Raw genomic sequence first — 17,413 nt, forward strand, 5'->3', positions numbered from 1 at the left:
GTCGGTTCAAGCCGCCGCCTCGAAGGTCCGGGAAACCGACGAGAAGATCGCGGCTTTCCGTTTCCCTTTTGTACTCGTTCCCCCTTCACTTTCGACCTGACTCTGTCCATATTCCCGCCATGGCCAGATCAACGAAGAATTCCCCGAAGAAATCGTCGGCACCCGGCGGTTTCGAAGAAGCCCCGCAGGCGCCGCTTTCCGGTACGCCGCTTTCCGGCAATGTCTCCGACTGGGTGAAGCAGCTCGAATCGGAAGCGGAAGCGAGCACCTTCGAGAGCCGGCGCGAGGTTGCCTCCAAGGCCGGCAGGCATCGCAAGAAGGTGGAGATCTCCGCGTCGAAATCGGCCCGCGGCACATCGATGGGCGGAACGACCGATCCGAAGACGCGAGCGGCCGCGGGGCTCAATCCGGTGGCAGGCCTCGATGTCGCCTTGGAGGATGCCGACAAGCTCACCTCGGGCTCCGGCGTCACCGCCACCGTCGAGGCGCTTGCGAAGCTCATCGAGAGCGGCAATCCGCTGTTCAAGGACGGCAAGCTCTGGACGCCGCACCGCCCGGCCCGGCCTGAAAAGTCCGAAGGCGGCATCGCGATCCGCATGCAATCGGACTACGAGCCGGCCGGAGACCAGCCGACGGCGATCGCGGACCTGGTCGACGGCCTCACCTCGGGCGAGCGCAATCAAGTGCTGCTCGGCGTCACCGGCTCGGGAAAGACCTTCACCATGGCCAAGGTGATCGAGGCGACACAGCGCCCGGCCGTCATTCTGGCCCCGAACAAGACGCTCGCGGCGCAGCTCTACTCCGAGTTCAAGAACTTCTTCCCGGACAACGCGGTCGAATATTTCGTCTCCTATTACGATTACTACCAGCCGGAAGCCTACGTCCCGCGCTCGGACACCTATATCGAGAAGGAATCCTCGATCAACGAGCAGATCGACCGTATGCGCCACTCGGCGACGCGTTCGCTGCTCGAACGCGACGACGTCATCATCGTCGCCTCGGTCTCCTGCATTTACGGTATCGGCTCGGTCGAGACCTATACGGCAATGACCTTCCAGATGAGTGTCGGCGACCGGCTCGATCAGCGGCAACTCCTGGCCGACCTCGTAGCGCAGCAATACAAGCGCCGCGACATGGATTTTCAGCGGGGCTCCTTTCGCGTGCGCGGCGACACGATCGAAATCTTTCCCGCCCACCTGGAAGATGCCGCCTGGCGCATCTCGATGTTCGGAGACGAGATCGACTCGATCACCGAGTTCGATCCGCTCACCGGCCAGAAGACCGGCGACCTCAAATCGGTGAAGATCTACGCCAATTCGCACTATGTGACGCCGCGGCCGACGCTGAACGCCGCCATCAAGGCGATCAAGGAGGAAATGAGCCAGCGCCTCGCCGAACTGGAACGCGCCGGGCGCCTTCTGGAAGCGCAGCGGCTGGAACAGCGCACCCGTTACGACATCGAAATGCTCGAGGCCACCGGCTCCTGCCAGGGCATCGAGAACTATTCGCGCTATCTCACCGGCCGCAGGCCGGGCGAGCCGCCGCCGACGCTGTTCGAATATATTCCCGACAATGCGCTGATCTTCATCGACGAGAGTCACGTCACCATTCCGCAGATCGGCGGCATGTATCGCGGCGACTTCCGCCGCAAGGCGACGCTCGCCGAATACGGTTTCCGCCTGCCCTCCTGCATGGACAACCGGCCGCTGCGCTTCGAGGAATGGGACGCGATGCGCCCCGACACCATCGCCGTGTCGGCAACCCCCGGCGCCTGGGAGATGGAACAGGCCGGCGGCGTCTTCGCCGAACAGGTGATCCGTCCGACCGGCCTCATCGATCCGCCGGTGGAGGTGCGCTCCGCCAAGACGCAGGTGGACGACGTGCTCGGCGAGATCCGCGAGACCGCAGCCGCGGGCTACCGCACCCTCGTCACCGTGCTCACCAAGCGCATGGCCGAGGACCTGACCGAATATCTGCACGAACAGGGCGTGCGGGTGCGCTACATGCATTCCGACATCGACACGCTGGAGCGCATCGAGATCATCCGCGACCTGCGCCTCGGCGCCTTCGACGTGCTGGTCGGCATCAACCTCCTGCGCGAGGGTCTCGATATTCCCGAATGCGGCTTCGTCGCCATTCTCGACGCCGACAAGGAAGGCTTCCTGCGCTCGGAAACGTCGCTCATCCAGACGATCGGCCGCGCCGCCCGTAACGTCGACGGCAAGGTCATCCTCTATGCCGACACGATCACCGGCTCGATGCAGCGGGCGATGGAGGAGACCAGCCGCCGCCGCGAGAAACAGATGGCCTACAATGCCGAGCACGGCATCACGCCCGAATCGGTCAAGGCGAAGATCTCCGACATCCTCGATTCGGTCTACGAACGCGACCATGTCCGCGCCGATATTTCCGGCGTCGCCGGCAAGGGCTTTGCCGATGGCGGCCACCTCGTCGGCAACAATCTCCAGGCGCACCTCAACGCACTCGAAAAACAGATGCGCGACGCCGCCGCGGACCTCGACTTCGAAAAGGCCGCACGCCTGCGCGACGAGATCAAGCGCCTCAAGGCGGCCGAACTGGCAGTGCTGGACGATCCGATGGCGCGAGAGGAAGCGAAATCGCAGGAGAGCAGCAAGCGAGCCAGCAAGGGGGTGCCCGGCACAACGGACTCCCTCCCCCTTGTGGGGAGTGTTGGGGAGGCGAAAAGCGATGGGGAGGGAAAGACACAGTCCTACTTCCAAAAGCCCTCGCTCGACAATATGGGACCGGGGACCGACACCGAACGTCCCCTCTTCCGCAAACCCGAACTCGATGAAATGGGCCGCGACGTGGCGATCCCTTCTTCCCGCGGCCGAGAAGAAGGTGCCCGAAAGGCAGATGAGGGGCAGTCGCTATTCAGGAAAAACACCCTGGACGAAATGACCGTCGGCCGCACGGAGAAGCCGGTACCGGGACAGGCACCGGAGAAGCCGACCCTCACCCGCGCCAAGCCGGGCGTGGGGTCCTACGAGGATCCGGCGGAGGAAAAGCGGCGCAAGAGCCGGACAAAGGGCAAGACAGGGCGTCCGGGACGGTGAGCCGGTCGTATCAGAATCCGACGATCTGCTGAGCCGCTTACCGATCACGAAGCACTCGCTGCCGCCGCAGTCGCAACCGGCTCCACCCGGCGCTGGGCCTTTCCGGACCGTCGAATTGCTCGAGAGGGTCGCTGCAAGAGGCGGCCGTAAGAACGCGTCCAAGGATACGCTAACTACCCCCTTTTTTTAGTGGTAATCCGAAATGATTAGCCCGACATACCACTCAAACCCATAAATTTTTATGGAACATTTCTCTCCCGGTTCGAATTTAAGTTGACACTAATTTAGGGAGAAAAACATGAAAACCCTGGATGTATTTCTTACGAGCACCGGCCTGGCTCTGATGGTCGGTTTTTCAACTTCGACAACGATTCCCGCGCACGCCCAGAACCTTACGGGCCCCATGCTCGTGGCTGAGCAGTGCAGCCCTCTGACGGACGCCAATTACGAAGCATGCTGCATGGCTCAGAACAGAGCGGATATCCTCACGGCCGGGCAAATAGAGCAATGCCCGCCCCTCTCCACGGCGGCCATCGGAAATTCGTTTTCCACGACCTCCACCGACAGCGGTCCTCGCAACCTGAACGGCGATGACGGCGGCGGTGGTAATCCCGGCGGCGGTGGCGGTGGCGGCGGCGGTGGCGGCGGCGGCGGTGGCGGCGGCGGCGGCGGCGGCGATCCCGGCGGTGGCGGTGGCCAAGACACCGGCAAGGGTAACCAAGACCATGGCAAGGGCAACCAGGACAACGGCAAGGGCAGCCAGGACAATGGCAAGGGCAGCCAGGATAACGGCAAGGGCAGCCAGGACAACGGCAACCAGGACAACGGCAAAGGCAGCCAAGATGGCGGCCTCAAAGGTAATCAGGATTAACCAGGTCACGATCACCGCGATGGCGGGAAGTCGGGCCACTGAAGGATTGGTTGCAAGAGCGCTCGACCGCAAATGACCAGGACGTCGTGCCGGCTTTTCATAGCCGGCACGACGTCCGCGCCCTGACCACGCGCACTACATGCGTGCAGATCCGGGTGCGTTGCCGGCGAGCATCCAGCTCTGAAGGTAACCCCGGCCGGACGGAAACCTATTTCACAGTGGAAGTGCTCCAACGAGCGGTACCTTGGCATGGACAGGCGCCACCTGCTCTACTCCGCCGCGCGCGCCTTCGCCTCCACCGCTTCCAATTCGTAGGAATATCCCTCGAGCATGGTGTAGGCCTGCTCGATCGCCTCGATCTGGGCTTCGGCATTCCTGATCGCCTCGGCGATCGACTGGCTGCGGGCGCGCAGCATGGAGCCGAGCACGTCTGTCTCGGGCCGCCGGCCGAGGCGGTCGAGATGCTTGCGCACGCGGGAGCGGTGGCGTTCCAGTTCCAAAATGTGGAAGCGGTTCTTGACGATGTCGTCGGAGAGCTTGCGCCGCATCGCCGCGACCGGATCGAAACTGCCGGGCTCGCGCTCGTCGAGAATGAAATCGTTGACGAGCGTCTCCAGCATCATCAGGCCCTTCAGGTCTTTCGGGTCGGCGAGTTGCGGATCGTAGCCGGTGTCATCGTAGACTTTGCGGCGCACCGGGTCCTTCAGGAGGTCGTAGGCCGCCTGCAGCTTGCCGAACTGCTCGGCATCACCGCCGCGGTCGGGATGCGCGGTCTTCACCGCCCGACGGTAGGCCGTCCGGACCGCCCGTTCGTCGGCGTCGCGCTCAATTCCAAGGAGGGCATAGGGATCGATCACGCCGGCCACCTGCTCATCGTCAACTCGCATATTCGTCTCCGGTATAGACCTACCGGTTCGCCGCGGCAGCAGCAAGCCCGCGAGGCCCGTAGGGAGAGCGCAGGTCAACCTAAGGCCTGTTGAGATTGGGGATACCTGCCACGGCTTGTTCGATCTCCTCATCCCTGTGCTCGTCACAGGGATCCAGCCAGACCAAGTCCTTGGGCTGAAAGAACGCTTCCCGCGCCGCAGACGCGGCGCTGCTCTCATCTCTGGGACGAGCACAGAGATGAGGAGGAGGAGAGATTGCAGTCCTCCGATAGGTTTCCTAGGATCAATCTCAACAGACCTTAGAGCGGGATGAGGAAAAGTGTGTGCGATTTTCCGCCCGCATCCCGCTTAAACTATTGGTATCGATCACGTTCATGTTTTTAGGTCGACCCGACCTAAAAACATCGTGATCTAGTGCCGCGACGAAAATGTGGTCGAAACGAGGCAAACCAAGGCATTCGCCCTGCGGCACAGGGCAATGTGAGGTCAGGCGGGCGCTTCGGCATCAGGCATCGCCGCAGGTGCGAGATCGCAAGAACTCCCCCTTGCCTTTTTCGCGGAATACTGCCAATCCTATCTCTGTTCGGGCGTTTTCAATCCCGGAGACTGGACTTTCGCTTTGAGCCTGGCTTGACGCCGGGACTGCCGCAAGCGGCATCGTAGACGTCTTTTCCCCGATATCGTGACCACTCGACGCCTTTCAGCGCATTTCGCTGAAGACGACACGTTCGCTTCCTCCCGGGGGCGCGGACACACTACCTAAAGCAACCGATGCGTGATATTGAAGCGCAGGGTTGCGGCAAAGACAGACTGAAGGAAAAGGACTTCTTCCATGGCCACCAAAGGCATCGTCAAATTCTTCAACCAGGACAAGGGTTTTGGTTTCATCACGCCGGAAGGCGGTTCGAAGGACGTTTTCGTCCACATCACCGCTGTCCAGGCCGCAGGCCTCACCACATTGAACGATGGCCAGGAGGTCAGCTTCGACACGGAGCCGGATCGCATGGGCAAGGGCCCGAAGGCCGTCAACCTCCAGGCTCTCTAAGCCTGGCGTTCGACAAAGCTTGAAGAGCGGCGCTTCGCAAGAGGCGCCGTTTTTCGTTGGAGAGCGCCCCATCCGGCCTGCCGCCCACCTTCCCCTCGCCGGCGGCGGAGACTCGCGCCGCAGTCGAGCTACTCTGCCGCCTGCCTTGCCGTTACCGCCTCGAACACCGCGTCGAAGGCAGCATGGATCACTTGCGGACCGGCGTCCTTGCGGGTGGCCTCGGTAGAGAGTATCTGACGATAGCGCCGCGCGCCGGGCCAGCCCTGAAAGAGCCCGACCATGTGCCGCGTGACGTGGATCAGCCGGCCGCCATTCTCGATATGCGCGGCGGCATAGTCCGCCATGGCGTCACGGATCCCGGACCAGAAATCCAGCGACAGTTTATGGTCATGATCGGAAAAGCCGTCGCGATCGACCGGCATGGGCTCGGCCCCCGTCAGCGGGTGGACGAAATAGCCGTCGGCGGCCGTCAGCAGGCCGCTGTCGTGATAGGCCGCACGACCGAGCATCACGCCGTCGAGAGGAGCACCGCACGCCGGCTCTGCCGCAGTCCCGGTGGTTCCTCCCGTCGGCAGCGACAGCGGATCGAGGTGGGATAGCGCCTGATCCAGCCTTTGAAGACCCCCATTGAGACCGATGAAAAGATTCGCATTTTCCGCCTTGAGCCGGTGTACGAGGCCATAATCGAGCGGCGGAATCTCGCGATTCTCTCTCGGGCTCAGCCCTTTGAGCCATGCCTTGCGGGCATGCACCCAGACGGCATCCGTTCCGGCATCCTTGACACGCTGGACGAGGTCGCGAAGTGCTACTTCCGGATCCTGATCGTCGACGCCGATGCGACATTTGACCGTGACGGGAATCTTGACCGCCGCCTTCATCGCCGCGATGCAGTCGGCGACCAACGCCGGCTCCTGCATCAGGCAAGCGCCGAAGGTGCCGGACTGCACCCGGTCTGATGGGCAGCCGACATTCATGTTGATCTCGTCGTAGCCGAAGCCTTCGGCGATCCGCGCCGCCTCCGCCATCTTCGCCGGATCGCTGCCGCCGAGCTGCAGGGCGACCGGATGTTCCGAGGCGTCGTGGCCGAGCAGCTTTTCCCGGTCGCCTCGCAGGATCGCATCCGCGACGATCATTTCCGTATAGAGCAGAGCATGGCTCGAGAGCTGGCGCGCGAAGAACCGATAATGACGATCGGTCCAGTCGATCATAGGCGCCACGGCAAAGACAGGCGCCTTGAAGTACCTGTTTTCTCCCCTCTTCCCGTCAGTTTGCACCGATTCCATCATGTCTCGTCAGCTCTCGTTTGATCCCTTTTAACCCGTTTTGCGTTGCCATTGCTACATGCGGCAGCGGTCCGAGGCTTGTAGCAAATCACGTGCACAATCGTCGAGTGAAAGAGAGATCGTTAATATAACCGATAGATGAAACAGATCAGAACCAGATTATTGGATGTATTGTTCCTTCGCAATTAATACTGTCGATTGTATCTTGTGGCCAAAATCGGGCAGCTCTCGGCGCCTGCAACTGGATATTCTGTTGCAGATCAGTCAGTTATAATATTCTTGCGTAAGCCAGCACTTTCTGTGCCATCCTGCGCCGCGCTGGAGGCTGAGGTTCGAAACATGTCCTAAACTTTAGGGAAGGAAGCAGGACTATGCGTAGAACAGGAAAAACTATCATCGGCTCATTGCTTGGTCTCGCCTATGTCGTTGCCACGCCATTTGCCTCACTAGCGTCGTTCGATGACGGCCTGCGTCAGAGTACAGCGCTCGCCGGTCCTCATGGTGACGTCCTTGTCGTTGCCGACGCCGGCAGCGCGCCAGGCGGAAGTCAGGAGACTGGCTCAGGTGGCGGCCAGGATACCGGTTCCAGCGGCGGTCAGGATAGCGGCTCCGGCGGCGGCGAAGGCTCCGGCGGCGGCCAGGATACCGGCTCTGGTGGCGGTCAGGATACCGGCTCTGGCGGCGGTCAGGACACTGGCTCCGGTGGTGGCCAGGATAGCGGCTCCGGGGGCGAAGGCTCCGGCGGCGGCCAGGATACCGGCTCTGGTGGCGGCCAGGATACCGGCTCTGGCGGCGGTCAGGACACCGGCTCCGGTGGTGGCCAGGATAGCGGCTCCGGCGGCGGCGAAGGCTCCGGCGGCGGTCAAGACAGCGGCTCAGGTGGCGGTCAGGATACCGGCTCTGGCGGCGGTCAGGACACCGGCTCCGGCGGCGGCGAAGGCTCCGGCGGCGGTCAGGACACTGGCTCCGGCGGCGGCCAGGATAGCGGCTCCGGCGGTGGCGAAGGCTCCGGCGGCGGTCAGGACAGCGGCTCCGGCGGCGGTCAGGATACCGGCTCAGGCGGTGGAGAAACCCCGGCTTCCACTTCGAGCGACTGACACAGCACCAATAGTCGCTGGATCACGATGATTTCAGGTCGGGTCGACCTGACATCATGAACGTGATCGACTCTAGGAAGTTAGAGCGGGATGCGGGCGGAAAACAGCACACTTTTCTCCTCATCCCGCTCTACTGCCACAGGCAGAGGCGGTTGAAGCTCATTGAAACCCCGCCTGACGGAACCACTCCTGAATGCCGGCAAGGACCTCCGCCTTGGCGCCCTCGAGCGTCGGCGCGTAGCGGAAGCCTGTTTCACCGGTACCGTTGCAATGGGAGATACGCCAGGCCCAATCGCTCATGGCCTGCCGTTTCATGACAAAGGCGACTTCATGTATGCCAAGCATCGCGCAGAAAGTCCCATTCTGCAGCGGCAACCAAGTCAAACGGATCTCTGCAACCGTCACCATTCCAGCCCTCCAACAGCAGAAAAGGTATAGAATGGGGGCCAAGTGCTTGAAACCCCGCCATTTAAGGGGATGCAGCGCAATACGGGTGGCGAAGGAAAGGACAACTCCAGATAAGGGCTTGTTCGGCGATGAGCTAGCGCCCCTTCCGGCGAAGATATCCGGTCGGCCGCAGCGGCGGCGGACAGAAGCAAAATTGTGTTTCAGCAAAATTGCGGACAAACCGGAATCCCTGAGCTACATTGAAACGCTTGGCTCGGTCTCCGGCCTTTCGCGGCAGGGAACCGGGGCTGACCCGGCAGCGTTCTTGTACATGATCCCGGGAGCGGGAAAGCGGCAGTCGAAGCCGGTGTCCGTCGCTTGTCGCCCGATAGGAACCGAACATACCCACGACGCGGGGCACCATTGCCGCGTCGCTGCGATCCAGGAGGAGAAGCATGCAGGTCTTGTGGAGCAATCCCATCGAGCTTGGAATGACCGGGGGTGACGTGCGCATGGTCAAGGGACCGTCCGATGCGCTCCGGTGCCTCGCGGACCATTGGCCTTATCGCGGCCCCTATTACGTCGCCGCGCGCAGCGCGTGCCGCGCCGCGATCGACGGGCGCCGTACCTGCGAGGAAGCACGCAGACTCTTTCTTTCCGCAGCTGAGGAGGCGCGCCTTAAAGCGCACTAGCTCACGATAGCCCGAGCAACCGACCGCGACACGTGATCGATCCTTTGCGTTTGCGGCTGCCGGTGACGATGGCGAATGGCGAATGGCGTGATCCTCCGCCTCCTGCGCGGATCATTGCTCGGCGCCTCCCAGTCGGGGCCTATGTATTCGTAATACAATTCTTGTGCGGCGCAATACTCGCCTGCACCCCAGTCGGACCGCTTGAAAAACAAAGAAACCGCTAATATAACCGATCCCGAGATTTAATCCGCGAATATGGGAATGCGACCTTCGCAATCGCGCGGTCCAGCCTCGAAATAAGTCGGAAATCTTCGCCAAACCGCCCGATTTCTGTCGTGAAGGCTTCATCTTGCGGGGTTATATTTTAGTCCGTCTCACAAAAACCAATATCGAATGTTTAAGGTCCCATCAAAAGAGGGACATAAGAAAATAATACGGGAGAGCTATGATGAGAGAGCGTAATCTCTATCGTATCGTCGAAGTCAGCATGAAGCGCGAAAGCGGCCGGAAGGAAATCGGCATCATGACCGTACGCCAGGCCCTTGAGCTTCCCCAGGTACCGAGCCTCGAATACAGCCATCCGGAGCTAAACTCGCGGTCCGACGGGCGCTTCCTCACGCGTGACCAACTCGAGGCCTATGCGCGCTGCGCCTGAGCCCGAGAGCGCGGCTCCGGCATCATCCTCATGCTCTGCCTATTGCAGCAGCCCGTCCGGCTGCTAACGTCCTTCTCTCCAGATTCGCTTCGGCGTCGCCCTGACTTACCGGGCGGTGCCGGTGCGTCGATTCTGCGAACGAACCGCTCGGGCCAGACCGAGACCGAATGATGGAGCCGGACGATCATGCAGACAGCCCTGACACCCCCGCCGCTCATCCTGCTGCCGATCTCCGGCAGTTCCGTCGGGTTTCCGGTGCGCCGGGTCTATTGTGTCGGCCGCAACTATGCGGCCCACGCCCGCGAGATGGGTCACGACCCGGACCGGGAGGCACCCTTCTTCTTTCAGAAGAACGCCGACAATCTTCTGCCGCCGGGCGAGAATTTCCCCTATCCGACGCGCTCTTCCGACGTTCACCACGAGGTTGAACTGGTCGTCGCGATGCGCACCGGCGGAGCGGACATTCCCGTCTCGGAAGCGGCAGATCACATCTTCGGTTATGGCGTCGGCATCGACTTCACCCGCCGGGACCTGCAGGCGGAAGCGAAGAAGGCCGGCAAGCCGTGGACGGCCGCCAAGGCGTTCGAGCATTCCGCTCCGGTCTCCGCGATCGTCCCCGTCACCGCGATCGGTCATCCCGCAAGCGGCAACATATGGCTCAAGGTCAATGGCGAACTGCGCCAGCAGGGCGATCTTGATCAAATGATCTGGAAGGTGCCCGAAATCATCGCCGAACTGTCCCGCCTCTTCACTCTCGCACCGGGCGATATCATCATGACCGGGACGCCATCAGGTGTGGGTCCCGTCACGCAAGGCGATGTCGTCGCCTGCGGCATCGACGGGATCGGCGCGATCTCCGTCAATATCGTTTGAGAAACAGGAAGAGCGAAAGTCACCGCCTTCGATTAAAGGACGCAGCCGCCATGCCGCTTTACGCTCTAGGACCGCTCAGACCGCAGACGCCGACCGAAGGCAGCTATTGGGTGGCGCCGGACGCCAATATCATCGGGCAGGTTGAGCTCGGCGAGGACGTCGGCATCTGGTTCGGCGCGATGCTGCGCGGCGACAACGAGCCGATCCGCATCGGCGCGCGCACGAACATCCAGGAGGCCGTCATCATCCATGTCGATCCCGGTCACCCGGTTTCTATAGGCGAAGGCTGCACCATCGGTCACCGGGCGATCGTTCACGGCTGCACCATCGGCGACAATTCGCTGATCGGCATGGGAGCGACGATATTGAATGGCGCGAAGATCGGCCGCAATTGCCTCGTCGGCGCCAATGCGCTGGTGACCGAGGGGAAGGAATTCCCCGACAATTCACTCATCGTCGGCGCTCCGGCCAAGATGGTGCGGACACTCGACGACGCCGCAGTCGAGGGATTGAAGCGTTCGGCCGAACATTATGTGAAGAATTGGCAGCGTTACGCCGCCCAGTTTACGCTGCTGGATTGATACGCGGCCTTACGCGCAGCTCTTGCAGTGTCCGCGGATCTCGATCGTCGTCTTCTCGGTCTTGAACTCCTGCGCCCGCACGAGCGTGGAAAGCCGATCCTCGATCACCTCGTCATGAAACTCGGTCACCTGGCCGCAGCCTTCGCAGATGGTGAAGGCCGTGACGCCGTGGTCGTGCTCGTGTTCATGCGGGCAGCTGCAGGCCACGAAGGCGTTGAGGCTCTCCAGCCGATGAACCAGCCCGTATTCGAGCAGCTTGTCGAGTGCGCGATAGACCTGCAGCGGTGCGCGAAAGCCATTGTCGCGCAGCTTGTCGAGAATGGTGTAAGCGCTCATCGGACCGTCCGAATGGGCAAGCGCCCCCATCACCAGCGACTGGTTCTTGGTCAGTTGGGGCGTAACCATCAGTGATGTCCTCCATGCGAAGTATGCGGGGCGCTCTCGATCCGGCGGCCGACCGGCAGCAGACTCAGCACGAAAAGGACCAGCGCCGCAACCACGATAGACGGTCCCGACGGCGTATCCCAGTGAAGCGAGCCGAAAAGCCCGCCGGCAACGGCGACCACGCCGATGAGCGAGGCGCAGACAGCCATGACTTCCGGAGACGAGGCGAAGCGACGGGCGGTCGCCGCCGGTATGATCAGCAGCGAGGTGATCAGCAGGATGCCGACGATCTTCATGGCGATCGCAATCACCAGAGCCATCAGCAGCATGAAAAAGAACCGCGCCCTTTCGGGATTGAGGCCTTCCGCTTCGGCCAACTCCGGATTGACGGTCGATGCGAGCAACGGCCGCCATAGATAGACGAGCGCGAAGATCACCAGAATGCCACCGCCCCACACGATGTCGATATCGGCGCGGGAAACCGCGAGGATGTCGCCGAAGAGGAAGCCGACGAGGTCGATCCGGACCCAGGTCATGAAGGCGACGATGACGAGGCCGATCGACAGCGCCGAGTGCGAGAGGATGCCGAGCAGCGCGTCGGTCGAGAGCGCGCCGCGCTTCTGCAGGAAGAGAAGCAGCACCGAGACGACCGAGGCGACGATAAACACGCTTACCATGAGGTTGAGGTCCATGAGCAGCGAGAGCGCCACCCCGAGCAGCGCCGAATGCGCCATCGTATCGCCGAAATAGGCCATGCGCCGCCAGATGACGAAGCAACCGAGCGGCCCGGCGACCATGGCGATGCCAATTCCGGCGACGAGCGCGCGAATGAAGAAATCGTCAAGCATCGCGCTTCTCCGTCCCGTCGTAACCCTGGAGCCGCGCGTGATGGCCGCAGCCGCAGTCCGGATCGTGGTCATGAATGTTGTCGGCCTCTTCGTGATGATGATGGCCGTCGCCCGGGAAGCAGCTTTCGGTGATGCTGCCGTCCGCATGCAGCACCCGCCCGTCGGGGAGGTGCGTGTGGTCGTGGTGATGACTGTAGACCGCAAGCGCGCCGGCGGCCCGGCGGCCGAAGAGTTTGAGATATTCCGGACTCTGGCTCACCACCTGCGGCGTTCCGCGACAGCAGACATGGCCGTTGAGGCAGACGACCGTATCGGTTTCCGCCATGACGATATGGAGATCGTGGGAAATGAGCAGGATACCGCAGCCGGTGCGGTTGCGGATCTGCTTGATCAACTCGTAAAGGGCTATCTCCCCGGAAAAATCGACCCCCTGCACCGGCTCGTCCAGGACCAGCAGGTCGGGTTTGCGGGCGATAGCGCGGGCAAGCAGCGCCCGCTGGAACTCGCCACCCGAAAGGTGCTGTACCTCGGCCTTCGCCATGTGCAGCATGCCCGTCGCTGCGAGCGACTCCTCGATTTCCCGACCTTTAAGCGGGCCCGTCAGCGTCATCAGCCGCTCCACCGTCAAAGGCAGCGTCCAGTCGACCGCAAGCTTCTGCGGCACATAGCCGACCTTCAGCCCTGCTAGCCGTTCGACGTGTCCCTCATCCGGCTTGAGAACCCCGATCGCCGTTTTCGCCGTCGTCGACTTTCCCGATCCGTTCGGCCCTATGAGGGTGACGATCTCGCCGCGGCTGATCGAAAAATCGACACCGCGCACGAGCCACCTGCCGTTTCGCCGCACCCCGGCATTGGCGAGGCTGACCAAGGGCATCGTTTCTGGTGATCGGAAGTTCAACATCAAAAAGTTCCGGCTGGTGGTTGCCACTGGCTATCGCACACGTTATAGCATAACGCAATTGATGTAATAACATAACAACGCCGTTACAAGCAATGTCCGGCCGTAAAAGCGGCTGCAGCCACCGGACAATTCGGAGAAAACGATGAAATCGACGACTGCCCTCCTGTTCGCCTCGACGCTTCTCCTGGCCTCCCCCGTATTTGCGGAGGCGCCCAATGTGGTCGTTTCGATCAAGCCGGTCCATTCGCTGGTCGCCTCGATCATGCAGGGCGTCGGCGAGCCCTCGCTCATCGTCGAGGGCGGCGCCTCCCCTCATACCTACACCATGAAGCCTTCGAACGCCGCGGCACTGCAGGCGGCAAAGGTCGTGTTCTGGGTCGGACCCGGCCTCGAGGCGTTCCTCGACAAGCCGCTTGATACGCTCGGCACAGGAGCCCAGGTGGTCGAACTCGGCGAGGCTCCCGGGCTCGCGAAGCTGAAGTTCCGCGAGGGCGGCGCCTTCGAGGGGCACGATCACGGTGAAGAGGGCCACGGCGAGGAAGCGGGCCATGAGGGGCACGAGGGTCACGGCGATGCCCATGCCGGCGAAGCGGACGGTGCCGAGCACGCCGATAAGCATGACCATCACGATCATGCCGAAGGCGAGTTCGACATGCATATGTGGCTTGATCCGATGAACGCCAAGGACATGGCGACCGAGATCGAGAAGACTTTGGCCGCGGCCGATCCGGCCAACGCCGCCGCCTACAAGGCAAATCTGGAGAAGTTCAACGCGCGGATCGACGCTCTCGACAAGAGCCTCGCCGAGACGGTGGCTGCCGTCAAGGACAAGCCTTTCGTCGTCTTCCACGATGCCTATCAGTATTTCGAAAACCGCTACCAGATGCGCGTCGCCGGCTCGATCACCGTCAGCCCGGAGGTGCTGCCCGGCGCCGAGCGGCTCTCCGAGATTCGCGCGAAGATCAAGGAATTGGGCGCGACCTGCGTCTTCGCCGAGCCGCAGTTCGAGCCGAAGCTCGTCAGCGTCGTCATAGAAGGCACGCCGGCGAAATCCGGCATGCTCGATCCGGAAGCCGGCACCCTCGAGGCTGGACCGGATCTCTACTTCCAGATGATGGAAAACATCGGCGATTCGCTGAAGGAATGCCTTTCTTCGGCGAGCTAGACTGACATGGAAGATGTAACGAGCCCGTCATTCCTGTATCCGTCATTCCTGTGCTTGTCACGGGAATCCAGTCGGCCCAGGTCCCTGGGCCGAGAAGACTCTCCCGCGCCACAGACGCGGCGCTACTGGATCCCTGTGACAAGCACAGGGATGAGGGAGAAATCGGAGTCCTTCAAAAGGAACACGTAAAGTCAATAAGCCGATGCAAGGCCTGCGATCACGCCCGTTGCGAGGCTGATCAGCAGAAAGTCATTGTCGACACGCACCCATTGCTGGCCCCGCGGCGGCGGCCGCAGCTTGTAGCGGCGGTAGTCACGGACATAGGCCATGTGGCGCCGCTCGGACGGGCTCAGCCTGTGGCCGCGCGCCCAGCGGTGCTTCTTGATGATCACGCGCTTTTCGACATGCTTCTCGACGTGTCGGTCGACGCGTTTCTCGACATGTCGATCGACGTGCCTGTGGCGATTGCGATCATGCGCCTGCGCAAGCTCGAAGGAGCCGGCCGGCTGAGCAAGCGCCATCGGAGTGGCGAGGAATGAGCTTGCGACGAGCGCGATCAGAAGGCGTTTCATGGGGTTTCCCTTTCGTTATTACCCCCCGAAACTAAGCCTCCCTTCCTGAACCGAATATGAAGCCTGACATTACAAATAAGTAATGATTACCGATACTTATAAGAGTTCTCTCATAAGCGTACGGCATTTCAAACGCTGAGCGCCTGGTAGCGGAACCGGTCGAAGTCGGCAGGCGTCGCGCAACCCGAGATGTCGAAAGCGAAAATGCCGGCGAACGCCCCCGTGAAGGAACCGTGCTCGCCGCGCCCGCCTTCGTCCGAAATCACGCCGGCGTCGAGCACCGGCCCGATGGTCAGCCACTCTGCCTGGGCCGCTCCCCGCCAGAAGAACTGGAGATCGTTGTCTCTGACCTCCATGGAGAGTTGAACTGGACCGTCCGGTACGGCGAAACCGCTGCCGACCGGATAGGCCAACCGCCCGTTCGGAAAATCGCCCGGACAGGAGAGTATGGTGAGGACGCGTCCGAGGGTTTCGTGCCGTGTGACACCGAGGGCATGGAACTTGTGCCGGTTATAGTAATGGGTCAGTCCCGCGACCTGCTGATAGGTATCGGGAGCGAAATCGACGACGGCTTCTGCGCGGAAGGAATGGTGTTCCTGCCGCCGCGCCACCAGCGCCTGCTCGAACCAACTTCCGATGCTCTCGCGGCCGAAGAGCCGGAGATGCCCGGTCCGGGCGGCTAACGAGAAGATCCGCTCCGGTACCGGAGTGCGCAGCCACTGGAACTCCGGCGGAAGCACCTGCTCGTCGAAGTCCGTTTCAAAGAGGACCCGCTCAGCGACTGTTCCCGCGGCTCCCGGCGCGGGCACGGTCACCTCGGGAACCGGCCCGCCATTTTCGAGATAGAGCCAACCGTCCTCCCGCCAGACGCATTTCTGCAACGCAGTCTCGCGCCCGAGCGTGCAGCGTCGCTGCGGCGGCAGCGGCCGGCCGCAAAGATGCGTATGATAGGCCTGGCCGTTCGGCGTCTCGATATATTGCCCGTGCCCCGCCCGTTGCAGAGCTGCCTCCGGGTGATCCTTGGAGGTGATGAGATGAACATTCGGGTGCATCTCGTAAGGTCCGTCGATCGTGCGGGACCGCGCCATGCCCACGGCGTGGTCGTAACCTGTTCCACCCTCGGCGACCGTCAGGTAATACCAACCGTCGCGTTTGAAGAGATGCGGCCCTTCGACAAGGCCGAGCGGACTGCCGGCGAAGATGTTCTTCACCGGGCCCACGAGCTTGCGGGTCCGCTCGTCCCATTCCTGCAGCAGGATACCGTCGAAAGCGGGGCTCTTGGGCGAGCCGGCGAAGCTTTCCGAGCGGTGGTTCCATTGCATGTTGAGAAACCATTTGCGGCCATCGTCGTCATGGAACAGCGACGGATCGAAGCCCGACGAATTGACATAGACCGGATCGGACCAGGTGGCCTCCACCGCTTCCGCCGTCACGATGTAGTTGTGGGCATCCTTGAAGTTGCCGTCCAGGCGTTTGACGTCGGTGTAGACGAGCCAGAACAGCCCGTCGCAATAGGAGAGGCACGGAGCCCATACGCCGCAACTGTCGGGATTGCCGCGCATGTCGAGCTGACTTGCGCGCTCGAGCGGGCGGCGCACGAGCCGCCAGTTCACGAGATCGCGCGAATGGTGAATCTGTACACCGGGGTACCATTCGAATGTCGAGGTCGCGATGTAATAGTCTTCGCCGACCCGACAGATGGATGGGTCCGGATTGAAACCGGGCAGGATCGGGTTCCGGATCGTCGCGGTCATCTCTTGCATCTCCCTCTTCGCGGTGCCGCATCCAGCCCCATGCTCACCGTCTTTTCAAGACCTTTCACGCAGGCGCTCCCACACCGGCGATCCTGGCAGGTTGCCACCTCTCGAATCGCGTGAAATCCCCTGCACGGGCTTTATTTTCCACGAAAGCTGCGGCGGAACATCGGCGGGAATCGCGCTCGCGTGCCTAAGTTTTGATCATTCGCCGGCGGACTGTATTCGACTTTCGTCTGAGACCCCGCCCCTATCCCGGAAAATCGGCCGTCGCACTTGAAAGCAGGCTTGAAATGGGCACTCTGCCTGTGCTTGGCAAAAAAACAAAAACCATTGCGGGG

At 61.9% G+C, this 17,413-nt stretch carries 17 protein-coding genes; 9 read left to right on the forward strand and 8 right to left on the reverse strand.

Annotation, left to right across the window (positions count from 1 at the left end):
* Window positions 1–119 precede the first annotated feature (119 nt).
* On the forward strand, window positions 120–3,077 hold the full coding sequence (uvrB, locus tag PZL22_RS10735; RefSeq protein ID WP_003535341.1) for an excinuclease ABC subunit UvrB: 2,958 nt from the start codon (window positions 120–122) through the stop codon (window positions 3,075–3,077).
* A gap of 298 nt (window positions 3,078–3,375) precedes the next feature.
* Window positions 3,376–3,948, forward strand: a complete 573-nt coding sequence (locus tag PZL22_RS10740; RefSeq protein ID WP_284718644.1) for a hypothetical protein — start codon at window positions 3,376–3,378, stop codon at window positions 3,946–3,948.
* A gap of 269 nt (window positions 3,949–4,217) precedes the next feature.
* On the opposite strand, the gene PZL22_RS10745 is transcribed toward PZL22_RS10740, so the two are convergent.
* The gene (locus tag PZL22_RS10745; protein ID WP_003535345.1) at window positions 4,218–4,835 is read right to left on the reverse strand and encodes a J domain-containing protein; all 618 of its coding nucleotides are present in this window, start codon (window positions 4,833–4,835) and stop codon (window positions 4,218–4,220) included.
* Between the two features lie 832 nt (window positions 4,836–5,667).
* On the opposite strand from PZL22_RS10745, the gene PZL22_RS10750 reads away from it, so the two are divergent.
* On the forward strand, window positions 5,668–5,880 hold the full coding sequence (locus PZL22_RS10750; RefSeq protein WP_003535347.1) for a cold-shock protein: 213 nt from the start codon (window positions 5,668–5,670) through the stop codon (window positions 5,878–5,880).
* Window positions 5,881–6,008: 128 nt separating this feature from the next.
* Here PZL22_RS10750 and dusA read toward each other — a convergent pair whose 3' ends face one another.
* The gene (gene dusA / locus PZL22_RS10755) at window positions 6,009–7,166 is read right to left on the reverse strand and encodes a tRNA dihydrouridine(20/20a) synthase DusA (RefSeq protein ID WP_003535348.1); all 1,158 of its coding nucleotides are present in this window, start codon (window positions 7,164–7,166) and stop codon (window positions 6,009–6,011) included.
* A 368-nt stretch (window positions 7,167–7,534) separates the two neighbouring features.
* Here dusA and PZL22_RS10760 point away from each other — a divergent pair, with 368 nt between their 5' ends.
* The gene (locus tag PZL22_RS10760) at window positions 7,535–8,260 is read left to right on the forward strand and encodes a hypothetical protein (protein WP_284718645.1); all 726 of its coding nucleotides are present in this window, start codon (window positions 7,535–7,537) and stop codon (window positions 8,258–8,260) included.
* Between the two features lie 159 nt (window positions 8,261–8,419).
* Here PZL22_RS10760 and PZL22_RS10765 read toward each other — a convergent pair whose 3' ends face one another.
* On the reverse strand, window positions 8,420–8,668 hold the full coding sequence (locus PZL22_RS10765; RefSeq protein WP_003536840.1) for a hypothetical protein: 249 nt from the start codon (window positions 8,666–8,668) through the stop codon (window positions 8,420–8,422).
* A 434-nt stretch (window positions 8,669–9,102) separates the two neighbouring features.
* Here PZL22_RS10765 and PZL22_RS10770 point away from each other — a divergent pair, with 434 nt between their 5' ends.
* The 4 genes from PZL22_RS10770 to PZL22_RS10785 all read left to right on the forward strand — a co-directional run bounded on the left by PZL22_RS10770 (window position 9,103) and on the right by PZL22_RS10785 (window position 11,448).
* Window positions 9,103–9,339: a DUF982 domain-containing protein gene (locus PZL22_RS10770; RefSeq protein WP_003536844.1), complete on the forward strand. Its 237-nt coding sequence runs from the start codon at window positions 9,103–9,105 to the stop codon at window positions 9,337–9,339.
* Window positions 9,340–9,784: 445 nt separating this feature from the next.
* On the forward strand, window positions 9,785–9,994 hold the full coding sequence (locus tag PZL22_RS10775) for a hypothetical protein (RefSeq protein WP_003536846.1): 210 nt from the start codon (window positions 9,785–9,787) through the stop codon (window positions 9,992–9,994).
* A 186-nt stretch (window positions 9,995–10,180) separates the two neighbouring features.
* Entirely contained in the window at window positions 10,181–10,867 is a 687-nt protein-coding gene (locus PZL22_RS10780; protein ID WP_003536848.1) for a fumarylacetoacetate hydrolase family protein, read from the forward strand.
* A 50-nt stretch (window positions 10,868–10,917) separates the two neighbouring features.
* Complete coding sequence (locus tag PZL22_RS10785) at window positions 10,918–11,448, forward strand: gamma carbonic anhydrase family protein (protein WP_003536850.1); 531 nt, start codon at window positions 10,918–10,920, stop codon at window positions 11,446–11,448.
* Between the two features lie 9 nt (window positions 11,449–11,457).
* On the opposite strand, the gene PZL22_RS10790 is transcribed toward PZL22_RS10785, so the two are convergent.
* The 3 genes from PZL22_RS10790 to PZL22_RS10800 are packed head-to-tail and all read right to left on the reverse strand — an operon-like array spanning window position 11,458 to window position 13,581.
* Window positions 11,458–11,853, reverse strand: coding sequence for a Fur family transcriptional regulator (locus PZL22_RS10790; RefSeq protein ID WP_003536852.1), 396 nt, complete (start codon window positions 11,851–11,853; stop codon window positions 11,458–11,460).
* Complete coding sequence (gene znuB / locus PZL22_RS10795) at window positions 11,853–12,680, reverse strand: zinc ABC transporter permease subunit ZnuB (protein WP_003536854.1); 828 nt, start codon at window positions 12,678–12,680, stop codon at window positions 11,853–11,855. Before znuB ends, PZL22_RS10790 begins: the two co-directional genes overlap by 1 nt.
* Entirely contained in the window at window positions 12,673–13,581 is a 909-nt protein-coding gene (locus PZL22_RS10800; RefSeq protein ID WP_013844580.1) for a metal ABC transporter ATP-binding protein, read from the reverse strand. The genes znuB and PZL22_RS10800 overlap by 8 nt, the downstream gene beginning before the upstream one ends.
* A gap of 142 nt (window positions 13,582–13,723) precedes the next feature.
* Here PZL22_RS10800 and znuA point away from each other — a divergent pair, with 142 nt between their 5' ends.
* The gene (gene znuA, locus PZL22_RS10805; RefSeq protein WP_003536864.1) at window positions 13,724–14,746 is read left to right on the forward strand and encodes a zinc ABC transporter substrate-binding protein ZnuA; all 1,023 of its coding nucleotides are present in this window, start codon (window positions 13,724–13,726) and stop codon (window positions 14,744–14,746) included.
* 191 nt (window positions 14,747–14,937) lie between these two features.
* Here the strand turns inward: znuA and PZL22_RS10810 are convergent, their stop codons facing one another.
* Together PZL22_RS10810 and PZL22_RS10815 are read right to left on the reverse strand one after the other, a co-directional pair.
* Window positions 14,938–15,318, reverse strand: a complete 381-nt coding sequence (locus PZL22_RS10810; RefSeq protein ID WP_003536865.1) for an RcnB family protein — start codon at window positions 15,316–15,318, stop codon at window positions 14,938–14,940.
* Between the two features lie 128 nt (window positions 15,319–15,446).
* Entirely contained in the window at window positions 15,447–17,072 is a 1,626-nt protein-coding gene (locus tag PZL22_RS10815; protein ID WP_033049330.1) for a glycoside hydrolase family 43 protein, read from the reverse strand.
* Window positions 17,073–17,413 lie beyond the last annotated feature (341 nt).

Source organism: Ensifer meliloti (assembly GCF_030064585.1).
GTDB lineage: Bacteria > Pseudomonadota > Alphaproteobacteria > Rhizobiales > Rhizobiaceae > Sinorhizobium > Sinorhizobium meliloti.